Raw genomic sequence first — 16,540 nt, forward strand, 5'->3', positions numbered from 1 at the left:
CGCTCCAGATGACAAAATCAAATCACTTGAAACCCATGTGCATAGGGGTCGTCTTCATCATCTATAAAAATGGTGTTGTATCCGTAAATTTTCGCCCAACCTTGAACACTCGGAACAATGGCTAATTTACCATCTAAATTAGTTTCTTTTTCAACACGACCAATAAATTTACTGCCTATAAAACTTTCGTGGATAAATGGCTCGTTAAGTTTTAATTTCCCTTTGGCATACAATTGTGCTAAACGCGCCGATGTCCCTGTGCCGCAAGGACTTCTGTCGATAGCCTTATCGCCATAAAACACGGCATTTCTCCCAGATGAATTTGAGTCAATGGGGTTTCCCGTCCATAACATATGACTGACATCTTTAATCGTTTCGTTTTCTGGGTGAATAAAAAAATCAGGATACTTTTGGTTGATACGTTGCCTGACCACTTGCGAATATTGAATAATTTTTGAAGCTGAAAAATCCTGAACGCCTGAAAAGTTTTTCTGCGGATCTACAATCGCGTAATAGTTTCCGCCATAAGCCACATCAAAAGTGATTTCGCCCAATTCGGGACAATCAACAGTTAAATTTTCCGCTGCCAAATAACTTTTTACATTGGTTAATTTTACCCACTCTACTTTATTGTTGGTCTGTTTATATTCAATTTCAACCAAACCAGCTGGTGCTTCCATCCTGATTTTCCCTGGTGTTTTTGGTGTAATCAAACCTTCTTCAATAGCAATTGTAATGGTGCCTATGGTTCCGTGACCGCACATGGGCAAACAACCGGAAGTTTCAATAAAAAGAATTGCAAAATCATTTTCCGGGTTATGCGGCGGAAACAAAAAACTGCCACTCATCATATCGTGTCCCCGAGGTTCAAACATCAAACCTTTACGAATCCAATCGTACTCCTTTAAGAAATGTTGGCGTTTTTCATTGATGTTTTTGCCAACTAATTTTGGATGCCCTTGGGTAACTACCCTTACCGGATTACCACAGGTATGCGCATCAATACAAACAAACTTTGTGCGTGCCATTTAGATTTTAGCTGTGGTTTTCACATTGTTAACCAATCTGGAAATACCCAAAGGGTTTTCGTTTTTCAATTCATCGGGAAGCAGCTCATTCGGCCAATCTTGATAACTAAATGGACGCACCCAACGTTTAATGGAATCTACCCCAACGGCCGTAAACCTCGAATCGGTTGATGCCGGATACGGGCCTCCATGTTGCATGGACGGGCACACCTCAACACCGGTTGGTACGCCATTAAAAATAATACGTCCCACTCTATTTTGTAGGGCATTGACAACATTGGAATATTCTGAAATTTCGTTTTCATCAGAAATAATTGTTCCTGTGAGTTGCCCTTCTAATTTTGAAATAATGGTTTCCAATTGCGCTTTATTTTCACATTGAACGACTAATGAGAACGGACCAAAAACTTCGTGATGTAATGTGGGGTTGTTTAGGAATGTATCGCCTTCAACAGTTGTTACAACTTGTCTGGCATAATTGGGTTCTACGCTGTTCTCGTAACCAGCCAAAACTTTAAGTCCGCTTTGAGCCAAGGCATTTTCTTTATTGGTTTCATAAGCCCCTGCAATATTTGGATGCAGCATACACGACGGTTCTATTTTTACAATATCTTCGGCTAAGGTATTTACAAAACGAGTTAAGCCTTGAGATTTTATCCCTATGATTAATCCAGGATTTGTACAAAACTGACCCGAGCCCAATGTAATGGAGCCCGCATAGGTTTTGGCAATGGCATCAGCTCTGTTATTTAACGCTTTTGGCAACAAAACAACTGGATTTATGCTTCCCATTTCCGCAAATACAGGAATGGGTTCGTCGCGTTTTGCCGCTAAATCATAAAGCGCTCGACCGCCTTTTATACTTCCAGTAAAACCTACGGCTTTTACTTTTGGATGCTGCACCAAAGTCTGGCCAACCTCGATACCGCTACTGTTTAAATTTGAAAACACGCCATTTGGCATGCCTGTTTTTTCTGCTGCTTTTATCACTGCAGAAGCTACCATTTCGCCAGTGCCTGCGTGCATGGGGTGCGATTTTACAATTACGGGACAACCTGCTGCCAATGCCGCAGCGGTATCGCCACCCGCAGTTGAAAACGCTAACGGAAAATTTGAGGCTCCAAAAACCACAACGGGACCCAATGCGATATTCATTTTTCTTAAATCTACTTTTGGTATTGGTTCGCGATCTGGTTGTGCGGTATCGATAGATGCATCGACCCAATTGCCTGCTTCAACATGGTTTGCAAAAGCGCGTAATTGCCCCAAAGTTCTACCGCGTTCGCCCATTGCTCTTCCATTTGGCAACCCGCTTTCTGAGGAATAAACCTGTAATAATTCGTCGCCCAAAGCTTCAATTTCGTTAGCAATTTCTCTAAGGAATGTTGCTTTTCTGGCGCCTGAAATTTTAGAATAGGTTTTAAATGCTTCTGAAGCCAATTGCACTGCTTGATTAACCTCGTTTTTTGAAGCTTCGGTGATATCCCAATCATTTTCAATATTCAACAACGGGTTAAAAGTTTTAAAGATTTTATCGCCTGTTGCCGATAGTTGATTGCCGATATAGTTTTTTCCTGTTATCATTTTTCTCCCTTTATCCCTCTTAAAGAGGGCTATTTTTAGTTATTAATTCTTTTTAAATGTGCTTTAACATCTACTGGTTTGTGAACCACTTTTGTTGATATTGGATATTTTTCCAATAAATTTTTTGGGCGAATGGGGCGTTTTTCGAAGCCACCTCCGCAGTTTGGGCAAACGTGTTTTAAAACATGGTTTACGCAATCTTTACAAAAGGTGCATTCAAATGTACAAATCATTGCTTCACTGGAATGGTAAGGCAATGATTTGTTGCAGTTTTCGCAAGTTGGTCTTATTTGTAACATGTTTTTGTGTTCGTCATTATTATAAAAATATAAAACACTTATTAATTTAAACTTTCTTGTTCATTTTGCCTTGATGCAAAACGAACCAAAAAATCATATTGAAATGAGGAATTTCTCTTCCCGATTTTTATCGTGAAGAAAACCAAAAATAAAATCTAAATTTTTTCCAAGGCTTCAAAAATTCTTAACGATTTTATTTTTTATTCTGCATTTCAATGTCAATTCCTTGAATTGATTCGGGACTTGACTATTTGCTAACTTATTTTTATGCCTGCAAACTAGCTTACACAACTGATTTTAAAAAAAACAACACTAAAAACATAAAACCGCTCTTATAAAAACTCCATTTTTATTAGTGGATTCCTGCTTTTACAGGAATGACAAAAACAAAAGATATAGCCTTTCGACTACACTCAAGACAGGCTGCAAGCCCGACAGCTTTTTTTTAAGCGGTAACACCCAAATTATTTAGACTAAAGTACTTAAATTTTTATAATTTGGCAGTGTTGGCCGTACTTTTAATGCGGCTTCAATTACGCTTATTACGTGTTGCCTTTCGTTGCCGTGAAGTGGCAAACGCGGGGCGCGAACATTTTCGGTCCCAATGGCTGTGTACACTTCGGCGAGCTTGATATTTTGTACCAATTTTGGATTTATATCCAGCTCTAACAATGGCATAAACCAACGGTAAATCTCGATGGCTTCCTTAATTTTTCCTGCTTTTTGAAGCTCGTAAATGGCAACGGTTTCGGCGGGAAATGCACACACCAAACCGGCCACCCAACCGTCTGCTCCCATAAGCAAACTTTCTAGTGCGATGGTGTCTACGCCTGTCATGATTTTTAGTCTATCGCCAAATCGGTTTTTAATTCTGGTCACATTGGTAATATCTCTGGTGGACTCTTTTACGGCCTCAATATTATCGCATTCTAGGAGTTCTTCGAACATATCCAAAGTCACTTCAATTTTATAATCTACGGGATTATTGTAAATCATTATAGGCAACGAGGTACTGTTCGCCACGGCCTTAAAATATTCAACGGTTTCGCGGTCTCCAGATTTGTAACGCATAGGCGGCAATAGCATTAATCCGCTTGCGCCGTCCTCTTCGGCTTTTTGAGCTGCTGCGATAGCCGCTTTTGTAGATTGTTCGGCCACATTAATTAACACCGGAACCTGCCCATTTACAATATCGACCGTTGTTTTGGTTAAAATACTTTTTTCTTCATCTAATAACGTGCTGGCCTCACCTAATGTGCCGCCTAATACAATACCGTGCACGCCGGCATTTAATTGTGCTTTAATGTTGGTTTCGAACATTTTTAAATCCAAAGTATCACCATCTGTAAACTTTGTTGTAACTGCTGGCATAATGCCTTCCCATTTTAAACTCATTGCTTAATTATTTAATTTTTACCAAAATTATAATTTGTTTTGCTTGATTGATAATATGTGTTTATCCAACATTGATATTTTATTATCCAAATATTATTTTTAAATTAGATAATAGAATAGTATTTATGTATTTTTATGCGCTCTAATTCTATTGAGTCATCTCTCCAAAAGGGATAAAACAAAACATAATTAAAATTGAAAGTTTTACCATTTAAAATACCAAAACCAGAAAATGATGCCTTTATTTTTCAGGTAGATTATGCCGATGCGTTTTACGATAAATTGCACCAACATGAAGAGATACAAATAAGTTTTATTGTTGCGGGCGAGGGCACTTTAATTGTTGGCGATACCATAAATTACTATACTAAAGATGATGTTTTGGTAATTGGCAGCAACATTCCGCATGTGTTTAAAAGCGATTTGAATGCTTCGGGCACATCGCACATGCTGTCTTTGTTTTTTAGTAAACAGTCTTTTGGATCTCATTTTTTTGAATTGGATACCTTAAATGAATTGGGACTTTTTTTTAAGCGCGCCAAACATGGTTTTAAAGTTACATCGAAAAAAAATCAGTTTAAAAATTTGTTTCTCAAAATTGAAAATTCAACCAAATTAAACCAGTTTATCATCCTGCTCCAGCTTTTAAAATTGGCTTCAACCTGTAACTATAAAAGTTTATCTTCATTTATTTATGATAAAAAATATTCGGATAACGAAGGTCACAGAATGCGAAATGTATTTACGTACACCATGGATAATTTTGAAAGTGACATTACTTTAAACACCATTGCCGAAGTTGCAAACATGACTAAAAATGCGTTTTGTAAATACTTTAAAAAACGAACCAACAAAACTTATATTCAGTTTTTAAATGAATTGCGCTTGGAGCACGCTTGTAAGCTTTTATTATCAAATAAAGATTTAACAGTCTCTGAGGTTGCCGAAAAATCGGGGTTTAATAACATGTCTAATTTTAATAGGCAGTTTAAGGTGGTGAAAGATATGAACCCTTCGGAATTTAGAAAACAGGCTCTTTAAAATGAAAACCAAATACACAAATATGATATTAATACTTGCGCTTATAATTACCCTTTTTGGCATTATAACGGGAAAGTATCTTTTTGTTTTTTTATTGGTCCCTTTGGGATTTGGTTGGTTTAGAAAAAAGGATAAAAGCGGATAAAAAAATTCTTAAAACAAACTATCCTAGAGGCAGAGCCTCGAGGAATTCTTTTCGATTAAACCTTCTTTACATAGTCGGTAATAATAACGATTTGTTGCGCGCCCACTTTACCCTCGATATACTTATCGTTGTCCCGATCCAAACGAATGTTTCTTACGGCAGTGCCTTGTTTGGCCACCATACTTGAGCCTTTCACCTTTAAATCTTTTATTAAAACCACCGAGTCTCCAGCTTCTAAAATAACGCCGTTTACATCACGGTGAATTATTTTATCGCCTTCTTCAACACCTTCACCAGTCGCTTTTGCAAATTCTAAAACATCGTCTTCCAAATACATCATATCCAACAAATCCTGTGGCCAACCTTCTTTTTTTAGTCTGCTCAACATTCTCCATGCTACCACTTTTACGGCTTGATGCTCGCTCCACATGCTATCGTTTAAACAGCGCCAATGGTTTGCATCGGTCGTTTCAGGATTGTTTATTTGAGAAACGCAGGTATTGCAAGCCAATAAACTGCCGTCGACTCCCGCGGTTGATACGGGTGGTACTTCGTAAATCTCTAAATGTTCGGTAGCTGCACATAATTCGCAGGCAATATTGCTTCTTTCTTTAAGTGTATCTAATAAACTCATGGATTAATTATGGTTTTTGGTTTTGCAAAAATACGCTTTAATAAAAGGTTCCACAAGTTTGGATTTTTAACAAAAAAAAAGGATGCCAAATGGCATCCTTTTTATGGTGAATCTGTTAACTTTTCTTAAAGCTTTATTATCGTATAAAGGTAATCGCCATGGCTTTTAAAATATTTACCAAATGCTTTTGATTCTTCTTCGGTAAAAACTTCTTTCATCAACTCTACATTTCTATCGAACAATTTATGTAAATCGCCCAAAGACTCTAAAATTATGGCTTCGTTCATGTCTCTTCTATCTGCTCCCCAAGCATGTATTGACGGGTAATACGCTTTAATAAATTCATTTTTATAAATTACGCCATCAAGTAGTTTTTTACGTAATGCTTGAAATTCTTTAAAAGTACCATCTTGAGTATAGGTCATTTTGCTTTGTCGCAAATACAATACCATATCTTTTTCGGGCGCTTTTTCCATATGCTTAGCACCATCCATGGTTGCGTAAATTTCATCTGAATGAAAAATGGAGTATGCCCCGTTTAATTTCTTTAAAAAGGCTTTTCTAGCTTCTTCGTCTGGCCATGCTTCTTTTTCTAGTTCACTATTCCTAGCTGAAGCTTTATCTAAAGCCTCCCAATTTGGGTAAGATTGTACATAAAGAACCTCATTACTGTTTTCTGTAAATAGATGCGTATAATACCCTGCACCAATTACATATTCATTTTTTTTGGTGACTTTATCCATGTATTCCTTTTCGTTGGCTCTCCATTCTTCTGGAGTGCCTTCATAGTTTTTATTCCAATACATTTTTGTTACTGAAATGTATTCCGGCCCTTTAGGAGCATCATCTTGGGCTAAAATTGTTGTTGGACTAATTAACAATAGTGCTAGTACTATTGCTGTGAGAAATTGGTTGGTTGTTTTCATAATCTTTAAAAAATTTAATTAATATAAATGATTAATAATAAAATACTATATCAAGATTATGGAGCAATAAACAAGATTTGGAATAACCTATAATTCGCTAATAATTAAATAAGTGTGGGTTTAGAGAGAGTATCAAATATACAACAAAAATCTATTTTTTTGTTAAATAATTAACTTTTACGCTAAACTAAGTTGTCTCTTAATTTTTTAGGCAGGGTTTTTACAACCATTTCATAAGAATGATCGATGAGCTTTAAAACGAGTTTGGTTTCCAGTTCACCTTCATCAATATATACCGTATTCCAATGTTTTTTGCTCATGTGATACCCTGGTCGGATGCTGCTGAATTCGGCACGCAATTCTTCTGAGTAATCGGGGTCTGCCTTTAAATTGATAGCGGCTTCACCTTTTTCCCAGCTATCCAATCCTGTGAGCACAAACATTTTACCGAGTACTTTAAACACCAAAACGTTATCGTCAAAAGGAAATCCTTCAGAGGTTCCTTTTTTGCTTAAACAATAGTTGCGGAGTTGTTCGATGTTCATAAAACTAAAATATATAAATAGTGAATTTCTGCCTTTATTTCGACTACGCTCAGCATAAACTCCGGAATGACAAACCTCAATGTTATTTCAGTTTCTTTATTTTACTTTCTTCAATTTTTAAAGCCGAATAATCCAATGTCCAACCAATGGTTTCAACAATGGTTTCAATAAGCAATATAGTGTCCAAGGCTTCCTTTTGCGCGATTTCAATTAAACCACTTTCTGGAATCTTATCTTTAATGTGTTGTTTAGATTCGGTTTGCAATCCTGTTAAATCTGCTGCTTCAAACTTATTGAACAAGCCATCCGATTTATCGTAATAGTTCAAATTGGTTTCGATGGACAACACTTCGGGTTGCGGAAAATGTTCTAGTATAATTTTCTTTTTATCCTTATCGGGTTTAAGCTGAATTTTATTCAAATCGTAGCCCACATAAGCCTTGGCATTTATAACCACCAATGCTTTCTTTTTGCTGGAAATGAGTTTTAAAAACCGTTGTTTTACATCTTCATAATGATATATCTCGGCAAAATCGCCTTCAACGGTTATAAACTTACAAACGGTTTTTATTTTATCTAAAAGCAGTACCGATTGGGCATTTACCAATTGCTTTTTCTTAAGCGATTTTAAATAAGTTACAACGCCTAAACTGACCAAAATTCCAACAATGATTCCTAAAAATACTTCCATTTACTCAATAATTTTATACAAAACAGGTTTGCTTGGTGTGGCATCATTCTCGAAAGGTGCAATTTGAAGGTTTAAAAAATAAGTCCCGTCGGCAACATGGTTTGGCACAAAAATCAACTCGGTAATGGTTGCGTTTAATCTTAGTTTACCTTTAGTATTCCAAAAGGCATTGTGCGCCAATAATTGGCAATCGTCCTTTTCTTTATCTACACTTGGCAAATCTATCAGTAAATGTTTTATGCCTTTTTCACGTAAATAAATAGCGGCATCCTCCAATAAATAAGGTGGGTTGGTGTGCGAATATTGCGCCGATAATTTCTCGTTTGTATTAGGTATCGTTCTTAACACAATAGCATCGCGTTTTTTATTACCGATAGCAAATTGCAATTGCTTTTTCGAAATTACAAAATCGCCCTTCAGCTTTTCGGGAGCAACAGTAAGCACTTCTGCAAAAAAGAAAAACTGCTTTAAATTCTGGTTTATAGAATGCATTTCTTCAGTAATATGCCCAACACATTCGGTATGGGTTCCGTGGGCATGCGGATTAAAATTGATATTATTGAAATTGATGCAAGCCCCTTCTTTTACAGCGGCAATCCATTCGCCATCCGTTGCCGGTTCAATTTTTGGAGGGTCCACATACCAAGCATTCACATTGTCTTTCGAAGCTCGTAACGGCATTGAAATATCTATGGGCTGTGTTAAATCTATTTGAAGTTTTTTTGATTTGTATTGTATTGTTGCGATCATATTCAAATATAATCAAATCATAAACAATTCCGAGGCCATCCCATCAACTAAAAATTTTCCTTTTTGGGTGGTTTTTAAAATTGAAGACTGAGATTCCTCACTAGGGTTCGAAATAACAAGCAAACCTTTTTCTATATATTTTTCTGAAGTCTTTTTTAAATGAGTTAAATACTCTTTGCCAAAATCGGATTCAATTTTACTTAAAGAAACGCCCCAAATGGTGCGCAAACCCGTCATAATATATTCATTATACTGGTCTTTTACAGAAAGCGTTTCAACAGTATTTGGTAGCTCATTGTTTTGAATGGATTGAATGTATTTTGAATTATTTGACACATTCCAACTACGCTGTGTTATACTAAACGAATGCGCCGAAGGACCAATACCTATATACGGTTTCCCTTGCCAATAACTGGTATTGTGCTTTGAAAAATAGTTGGGTTTACCAAAATTGGAAATCTCGTAATGCACAAAACCTTGTGCGTTTGTTTTTTCTACTAAATGATTAAAATGATGTAAAGCCAAACGCTCGTCTATTGGCGGATAGGTTCCTTTTTTTATAAAGGCGTCCAAAGCGGTTTTTGGCTCGACGGTTAAGGCATAACTTGAAATGTGTTTAATCCCAAAACCAAAAGCGATTTCTAAATTTTCGTTCCATTTTTCTAAACCCATATTGGGGATGCCGTAAATTAAATCGATGGTGATATTATCGAAATGCCGCGTTGCTTCTTCTAAACATGCTTTGGCTTCCTTGGCGTTATGCGCACGATTCATGCTTTTTAAATCGTCTTCAAAAAACGATTGAATACCGATACTTAGGCGATTTATTGGACTTTTAGATAGTTGGATTATAAGATTATTGGATAAATCGTCTGGATTGGCTTCTAAGGTGATTTCCGGATTTTCAACGGCTTGATAGTTTTTATAAACCGCATCAATCAACCATTGTAATTCTTCAACAGACAATAAAGAAGGTGTGCCGCCGCCAAAATAAATGGTTTCGATAGATTGGTATTTAAGCTCGTCTTTTCGTAATTCCAATTCTTTTACCAAAGATTGAATCAATTCGTCTTTCTTTTTTAAAGATGTTGAAAAATGAAAATCGCAATAAAAACAAGCTTGCTTGCAAAATGGGATGTGGATGTATATTCCTGCCATTATTTTTTTACACGAGATTCATTCTGTTTAACAAAAGCACTCCACCCCGAATAACTTTTACCAACCGTAATTGTTCCTGAGTTGTAAAAATGACAAACGGCTGCCGCTAAACCATCGGTAGCATCGAGATTTTTAGGCAAGGTTTTTAATCCCAATAAGTTTTGAAGCATTTTGGCAACCTGTTCCTTACTCGCATTTCCATTACCGGTAATGGCCATTTTTATTTTTTTCGGAAGGTACTCGGTAATCGGAATTTCGCGACTTAAACCGGCAGCCATGGCAACACCTTGTGCGCGACCCAACTTGAGCATGCTTTGCACGTTTTTACCATAAAACGGGGCTTCAATGGCTATTTCGTCTGGATTGTGGGTGTCGATAAGTTCTATGGTGCGCTCAAAAATAAGTTTCAGCTTTAAATAATGATCGCTATATTTTTTCAAATCCAATTCATTTAGCTGCATAAACTCCATATTCTTTCCAACCACTTTTATAAGTCCGAAACCCATAATAGTCGTTCCCGGGTCAATGCCTAAAATAATTTTTTCTTTGCTCATTAATCACAATATTGACAACCACTAAGCGAAATAGATGCGCCAATAGTCAAGGTTAATAGGTTTCCGTTAAACGATCCAAATCCACTTGAAACAGGATTAAAATCTTTTCCAAATCCCAATATATAAGAGGCATCAAAATACACCGAAAGCTTATCCGAAACACCATAATGAAACTCAATGCCTGCCATTGTATTTAAAAATGAGGTGTCGTTTTCGGTATAATTCCCCAATGGTTTAATGCCTGTAAAACCTGGACCAGCATGTAAAAAGGTGCCCATGCGCTCTGGCAAAAAGCTAAACACACTCGTTGCATTGTAAACCAATTGTGCATTAATCCGTGTATAGTTAATTTTAAATTCCGCTGTGTTGTCCATATTTGAAAAGCGGTTGTAACCAAAATCCAATTTCGCGCCCCATTTTGGCTTAAACATATATTGAACACCCAAATTAATACTGGGAAAATCCACAGATTTAGCCTCAAAATTTGCAACAAAGCCGCTAGCCGACGGACTATTGACACCCAATGCAAACTGCGCTTTAATCGTACTTGTATCACTTTGTGAAAACGTAAAAAAACTAAAACAAGTAAAGAGTATTGAAAATAATATCGGTTTAAATTTTAGAGGCATAAAATAATATTGGTTTAATTTGCTGTACCCTTTTATAATTATGAATAAAACGCTGCCATACAAAACTAAGCAATTCTTTTTTGTGCTGATTAAATTAAGTGTTGTAGTTGGCGCATTTTATTTTATCTATAATAAATTGGCAAACAACGAGGGTTTGCAATTTTCCAATTTTGTTGATTTTCTATCAAAAAAGAACATTTTAACATCAAAAAACATCATTTTATTGCTTTTTTTAAGTGGTTTTAATTGGTTTTTCGAAATTTTAAAATGGAAAACTTTAGTCTCTTTTGTTAGAAAAACCACTTTTAAACACGCTTTCGAGCAAAGTTTAGGCGCCTTAACAGCCTCGTTATTTACACCAAATAGAATTGGAGAATACGGTGCAAAAGCCATTTATTATACCCCAAATTTCAGAAAACGAATCGTTCTCATTAACCTGTTAAGCAACGTATTGCAAATGGCTGTAACCATTATTTTTGGTGTGATAGGTTTATATTTTCTTGCAACTAATTATGAGGTAAATGTAGATTATCACAAATTAGCAAGTGTCTTGATCATTGGTTTAATACTCGTGTTTTTAATAGGTTTTGGCGTAAAACAAAGCAAGTTCACCATCAAAGGGTTTTCGTTGGAAAAGGTGAAACAATTCATTTTAAAATTTCCCAAAGAAAAAATCGTGCTTGGGTTTTTACTTTCGTTATTGCGCTACCTTATTTTTTCGTTTCAGTTTTACTTTTTATTACAGCTTTTTGGGGTTGAAATTTCATATTTTAATGCCATGGCAATAATTACTTCTATGTATGTATTGGCATCCGTCGTTCCGTCTATTTTTATTTTTGATGTGGTTATAAAAGGAAGCGTCGCCCTATATTTGTTTGCTTTTATTAACGTAAACGAACTCACTATTTTAAGCATAATTACCATCATGTGGCTGTTAAATTTTGTATTGCCAAGTGTATTTGGAAGCTATTATGTGCTCAATTTTAATCTACCAAAAACCGAAGATTAATTATGGTTTTAATCAGTATTATTATAACACTTTTATACTTAGTTTTAATAGGAAGTTTTGTTATTGGATTTGATAAAGTCCCTGTTTTTAAGCTGAAGGACATTAAAGCGAAAACCACTTTTTCCGTAATAATTCCTTTTAGAAATGAAGCTGAAAATTTACCACATTTATTAGCTTCAATCGATGCTTTGGCATACCCGAATCATTTATATGAAATTATTTTTGTTGATGACGAATCGGATGATGAGTCCGTTGATATAATTATGAGATTTCTCACTAATGTTCGAAATGACATCAAAGTAATTTCAAACAAAAGAGTATCAAATTCCCCAAAAAAAGATGCGATAACCACAGCTATAAGTCAAGCTAGAAACGACTGGATTATCACGACCGATGCCGATTGCATTTTGCCCAAATATTGGCTGGATAGTTTTGATGAATGCATTCAAACCACAACAAGTAAATGTATTGTTGCCCCCGTAACTTTCCATGCTAAAAGCGGCTTTTTAAATCGGTTTCAATTACTCGATATGTTAAGTTTACAAGGTGCCACCATTGGCGGATTTGGCATTAAAAAACCCTTTTTGTGCAATGGCGCCAATTTTGCCTATCAAAAAGCATTGTTTATTGAATTAAACGGATTTGACGGTAACAAAAATATAGCCAGTGGCGATGATATTTTCCTCTTGGAAAAGGCTGTAAAAAAACACCCTAAAAACCTTAATTATTTAAAATGCGAACAAGCCATTGTTACCACAAATGCACAGCCAAATTGGAAGGCTTTAAAAGCACAACGCATCCGGTGGGCAGCAAAAACCAGTGCTTACAACAATCTATTTGGCAAGTTAACAGGGGTAATGGTGTTCCTCATGAATGCTTTAATTATGTCACTCTTACCATGGGTTTTACTATACGTATTCGGCATTAAAATCTTTATTTATCTTTTAATAATCAAATTTAGCATCGATTATTTATTGATTTTTAAATCGGCTACATTCTTTAATCAAAAACAGGTTTTAAGCACTTATGTTTTCGGATTTTTGCTCTATCCGTTCTTTAGCGTTTATATCGCATTTGTTTCGCTATTTAAAGGTTACAAATGGAAAGGTCGGGATTTTAAAAAATAAATACGATTGATTTATTTTTAGTAATTTTACATACCTGTGCTTAGCGCAGTTAAAGTATAACCCACATCTTATAAACCTATGAAAAAGATACTTTTTTTACTTGTGTTAACCACCTCATATTTGTCACTATCCGCACAACAACAATACACCATTAACGGAAAAAATTATGAGCTTAAAACCGCCGTTGAAGGCCATTTGGATTTACTTTGGAACACCGTCGACAAACAATTTAGGTACTTTGTAAAAACCGGCGATGGCAACATTTCCGAACTACTTAACACCAAAAATTCAAACAACAACTTTAACGAAGAATACAAAACACAGCTTAAAAACCTAACCGAAAACACCTCAATTTCGGTAAACGATTTAAAATTCACATTAACCGATTTAACGCAGTTTATCAAACAGTACAACACAGCCGTTGGAGATTCGGCGTATCTCGACGAAAAACCAACCCTAAAATCGCGTTTGGGCTTATTTGGCGGCATTACAAACCATCCTTTTGTAAGCAACCCCAACAATACCACAGTGCCATTTTTTGGTGCCGAACTCGAAATAATATCGTCACTTAAAACCTCAAGGCATGCTGGTTTTTTTAGTGTCGAGCACGCTTTGGACAACACGGATTTTAAATACACAAGCACGCAACTCGCTTTGGGTTATCGGTACCGTTTTATTAACAAACCAGCGTTTAATATCTACGGAAACGCCCTTTTGGGCACTTATAATGTCTCAAAAAACACCATCGAATTAATCGGTTTGCCCCATGAAGTTGTAAAAAATTCAACCTTTAAAACTCCATTTGCGTTCGGTTTGGGAGCCGATATTAAAATTGGCAACACCGGTTTTATTACACTGGCCTACAACGAATTATTTGCCATATTTACAGATAATAACAAGCATTTTCCGGTCGATTTTGCTGTTGGCTACAAGTTTAATTTATAGTATAATTATTATAAAAACGGTCGTTTGGTTGTAAGTTTTTGGGCGTTCCCCTGCGCTTCGAGTACCTCAGCGACCGTCGGGTTGGGCTTTCCGTTGCAAGTCCTCGCTCGTGCCTCGCTGTGGGCTTTCCACTGCAATCCCTAACGCACTATCCACCATTGGCATTACCCGAATCCAAATTGCATTAAATCTGCTAATTCACCTTAATAATTATGGGCAGTTTAAATTCCGTAGTCACTTGCTGCCCGCGTTTTGAGGCCGGAAAAATTTTAGGAAGCGAATCCAGACTTTTGGTAAGTAAACGTTTAATATTCGGGATTTCGGCCATAGTCAACGAATCTATTTTGGCATCCATTAATTTTAAATCCCCCGTTTCAGACACTCGAAAATTAATCACGATCGTGTCACTAATATCTTTGGTTACAATAATAATTTCATCCTGTAAAAATTCAGAAATATGAGTTGTTAAAACCTCTTGAAAACAGGCTTTCCTTTCTTCTTTAAGCGTTAAGGAATCACAAACCGAAAAACTTGGATAGGCATCAACATCGTTCCAATTAAAAGTTTGCAATTCTTCTTTTAAAATAGCCTCAGAAGATGTTTTTTTTACCTTAAAATACTCGCAAGATGTAAGCGTTAAAATAAACAGAAAAACACAAATTTGTCTCATGGATTAAAACTGAAACCGAAAAGTACAATTTTTTTAGATTTTAATATCTAGTTTAGTATTGATATTATGCCAAATTAAAACAACACTAAAGTTTTAGTACATTTTAATTAGGAAAAACGCATTAAAATCAACACCCTATTTTTAGCCGAAAATCTTGCCTTCTTAAAAGAAACATTGGTCAGCAAAATTAAAAACCTGAAATCATCTAGACCTAACAGGTTTTTAAAACCTGTTAGGTCTAATCAATGAAATTCGTGGCTTAATATTTTAATCTGCTTTCTTTTCTACTTTAAGAAACTTTTCCTTTTTAAGGCTTGAAATCCGTTCATCTGCATAAGCTTTCAATTTACTATTTGGGAATTTTTTCTTAAAATCCTCATACCCTTTAATCTTGGCATCGTAATCGGCGTAATAAGCTTCCAGCGTTATGGCCAAATGAAAACTAGAAAACTCGTTGGCGGGGTTTTCCTTAACGGCTTTTTTTAAAGCTTCAATGCCTTCTTTGTATTTTTTTTGCCGATTTAAAACCGTTGCTAATTTAGCATATTCGGCATCCAGTGGTTTGTCTAATATGGATAACGCCTTCGAAATATACTTTTCTGCATTTTTAAAATCATCTATTTTTTCGTAATAGGTCCCTATCACATAAATGGACGTGGCATCTTTCGGGCTGAATTGTAAAGCTAATTCTCGTTGTATTATTGCTTTTTCAAATTCATATAATTGGGCATAACTCAAACTTAGCTTTTCATGTATAAATTCTGAGGATTCGCCTAATTCCAAAAGCTTTTCAAACCAAACAATGGCATTTTCATATTGATTTCGCACATAATAATTTTGCGCTTTCAAACTTATTAATTGCTTGTTGTTTTTATAAGACGATAAACCAATATCTATGTATTTATCTGCCAGTTTATTATGCCCTTTTTTAAGATGGTGCCTAGCAATTTTATAAATGGCTTTTTGGTGTGTGCTGTCTAATTGAAAGGCACTAAAAAACCTATTTTGTGCCGTGGAATCTTTTAATTGTTCTAAACTCAAGCCCAACTCGTAATGGAAATTCGGATTTTTATAATCTGTATAAACCAATTTATTGAATATTTCTGCGGCTCTTTTAAAGTTTTCGGTTCGGTATAAAAATTTACCAAAATCATATTTCAGCAAGGTGTTTTTCGGGTTGGTTTCTACGCCTTTTTCGTAGTTAATTAAAGCTTCGTCGTAATTGCCAATGGCGATATATGCTTTTGCTATTTTATGATAAACCTCAGGCGGGTTATCGTACACTTTATATTGGGCAATGGCTTTACTATAGTTACCGTGGGCAAATAAACTATCGGCAATGTTTAAAACCGAAGTTTGCGCTTCGGTTTTAAATACTAATAATAAAAATATAAAAATTAGTCTAATCAT

General features: G+C 35.8%; 18 protein-coding genes. 4 read left to right on the forward strand and 14 right to left on the reverse strand.

Translation table 11 applies throughout. The features are described from left to right. Positions 1 to 17 precede the first annotated feature (17 nt). The 4 genes from ACN5J7_RS15835 to ACN5J7_RS15850 form a co-directional block, all read right to left on the reverse strand. A complete protein-coding gene (locus tag ACN5J7_RS15835) occupies positions 18 to 1,028 on the reverse strand; it encodes a 4-hydroxyproline epimerase (protein WP_418604646.1) in 1,011 nt (336 codons plus the stop codon). Further along, positions 1,029 to 2,612, reverse strand: a complete 1,584-nt coding sequence (locus ACN5J7_RS15840) for an aldehyde dehydrogenase (NADP(+)) (RefSeq protein ID WP_418604647.1) — start codon at positions 2,610 to 2,612, stop codon at positions 1,029 to 1,031. It abuts the gene before it with no gap. 35 nt (positions 2,613 to 2,647) lie between these two features. Further along, entirely contained in the window at positions 2,648 to 2,911 is a 264-nt protein-coding gene (locus tag ACN5J7_RS15845) for a DUF1272 domain-containing protein (RefSeq protein WP_418604648.1), read from the reverse strand. A 468-nt stretch (positions 2,912 to 3,379) separates the two neighbouring features. Then, on the reverse strand, positions 3,380 to 4,306 hold the full coding sequence (locus tag ACN5J7_RS15850) for a dihydrodipicolinate synthase family protein (protein WP_418604649.1): 927 nt from the start codon (positions 4,304 to 4,306) through the stop codon (positions 3,380 to 3,382). 195 nt (positions 4,307 to 4,501) lie between these two features. Between ACN5J7_RS15850 and ACN5J7_RS15855 the strand changes: the two genes are divergently transcribed. Continuing rightward, positions 4,502 to 5,347 (forward strand): AraC family transcriptional regulator, encoded by an 846-nt coding sequence (locus ACN5J7_RS15855; protein ID WP_418604650.1) that lies wholly within the window; start codon positions 4,502 to 4,504, stop codon positions 5,345 to 5,347. Between the two features lie 200 nt (positions 5,348 to 5,547). Here the strand turns inward: ACN5J7_RS15855 and ACN5J7_RS15860 are convergent, their stop codons facing one another. From ACN5J7_RS15860 to ACN5J7_RS15895, 8 genes are all read right to left on the reverse strand, one after another. Beyond that, positions 5,548 to 6,126: a PhnA domain-containing protein gene (locus tag ACN5J7_RS15860; protein ID WP_418604651.1), complete on the reverse strand. Its 579-nt coding sequence runs from the start codon at positions 6,124 to 6,126 to the stop codon at positions 5,548 to 5,550. A 125-nt stretch (positions 6,127 to 6,251) separates the two neighbouring features. Beyond that, positions 6,252 to 7,052, reverse strand: a complete 801-nt coding sequence (locus tag ACN5J7_RS15865; RefSeq protein ID WP_311935293.1) for a hypothetical protein — start codon at positions 7,050 to 7,052, stop codon at positions 6,252 to 6,254. A gap of 182 nt (positions 7,053 to 7,234) precedes the next feature. After that, entirely contained in the window at positions 7,235 to 7,597 is a 363-nt protein-coding gene (locus ACN5J7_RS15870; RefSeq protein WP_418604652.1) for an MmcQ/YjbR family DNA-binding protein, read from the reverse strand. 82 nt (positions 7,598 to 7,679) lie between these two features. Further along, complete coding sequence (locus ACN5J7_RS15875; protein WP_311935296.1) at positions 7,680 to 8,288, reverse strand: DUF4230 domain-containing protein; 609 nt, start codon at positions 8,286 to 8,288, stop codon at positions 7,680 to 7,682. Beyond that, positions 8,289 to 9,038: a cyclase family protein gene (locus tag ACN5J7_RS15880; RefSeq protein WP_311935298.1), complete on the reverse strand. Its 750-nt coding sequence runs from the start codon at positions 9,036 to 9,038 to the stop codon at positions 8,289 to 8,291. Positions 9,039 to 9,050: 12 nt separating this feature from the next. Next, positions 9,051 to 10,196: a radical SAM family heme chaperone HemW gene (hemW, locus tag ACN5J7_RS15885; RefSeq protein ID WP_418604653.1), complete on the reverse strand. Its 1,146-nt coding sequence runs from the start codon at positions 10,194 to 10,196 to the stop codon at positions 9,051 to 9,053. After that, on the reverse strand, positions 10,196 to 10,750 hold the full coding sequence (ruvC, locus tag ACN5J7_RS15890; protein ID WP_418604654.1) for a crossover junction endodeoxyribonuclease RuvC: 555 nt from the start codon (positions 10,748 to 10,750) through the stop codon (positions 10,196 to 10,198). The genes hemW and ruvC overlap by 1 nt, the downstream gene beginning before the upstream one ends. Then, on the reverse strand, positions 10,750 to 11,379 hold the full coding sequence (locus ACN5J7_RS15895) for an outer membrane beta-barrel protein (protein ID WP_418604655.1): 630 nt from the start codon (positions 11,377 to 11,379) through the stop codon (positions 10,750 to 10,752). The genes ruvC and ACN5J7_RS15895 overlap by 1 nt, the downstream gene beginning before the upstream one ends. A gap of 40 nt (positions 11,380 to 11,419) precedes the next feature. Between ACN5J7_RS15895 and ACN5J7_RS15900 the strand changes: the two genes are divergently transcribed. The 3 genes from ACN5J7_RS15900 to ACN5J7_RS15910 all read left to right on the forward strand — a co-directional run bounded on the left by ACN5J7_RS15900 (position 11,420) and on the right by ACN5J7_RS15910 (position 14,460). Beyond that, the gene (locus ACN5J7_RS15900) at positions 11,420 to 12,388 is read left to right on the forward strand and encodes a lysylphosphatidylglycerol synthase domain-containing protein (protein WP_418604656.1); all 969 of its coding nucleotides are present in this window, start codon (positions 11,420 to 11,422) and stop codon (positions 12,386 to 12,388) included. Between the two features lie 2 nt (positions 12,389 to 12,390). Continuing rightward, a complete protein-coding gene (locus tag ACN5J7_RS15905) occupies positions 12,391 to 13,515 on the forward strand; it encodes a glycosyltransferase (RefSeq protein WP_418604657.1) in 1,125 nt (374 codons plus the stop codon). A gap of 78 nt (positions 13,516 to 13,593) precedes the next feature. Continuing rightward, complete coding sequence (locus ACN5J7_RS15910) at positions 13,594 to 14,460, forward strand: hypothetical protein (RefSeq protein WP_311935308.1); 867 nt, start codon at positions 13,594 to 13,596, stop codon at positions 14,458 to 14,460. Positions 14,461 to 14,653: 193 nt separating this feature from the next. Here ACN5J7_RS15910 and ACN5J7_RS15915 read toward each other — a convergent pair whose 3' ends face one another. Beyond that, positions 14,654 to 15,130: a hypothetical protein gene (locus ACN5J7_RS15915; RefSeq protein ID WP_311935309.1), complete on the reverse strand. Its 477-nt coding sequence runs from the start codon at positions 15,128 to 15,130 to the stop codon at positions 14,654 to 14,656. Between the two features lie 267 nt (positions 15,131 to 15,397). Further along, positions 15,398 to 16,540: a tetratricopeptide repeat protein gene (locus ACN5J7_RS15920; protein ID WP_311935310.1), complete on the reverse strand. Its 1,143-nt coding sequence runs from the start codon at positions 16,538 to 16,540 to the stop codon at positions 15,398 to 15,400.

It is taken from the genome of Hwangdonia sp., assembly GCF_048381975.1.
Lineage (GTDB): Bacteria > Bacteroidota > Bacteroidia > Flavobacteriales > Flavobacteriaceae > Hwangdonia > Hwangdonia seohaensis.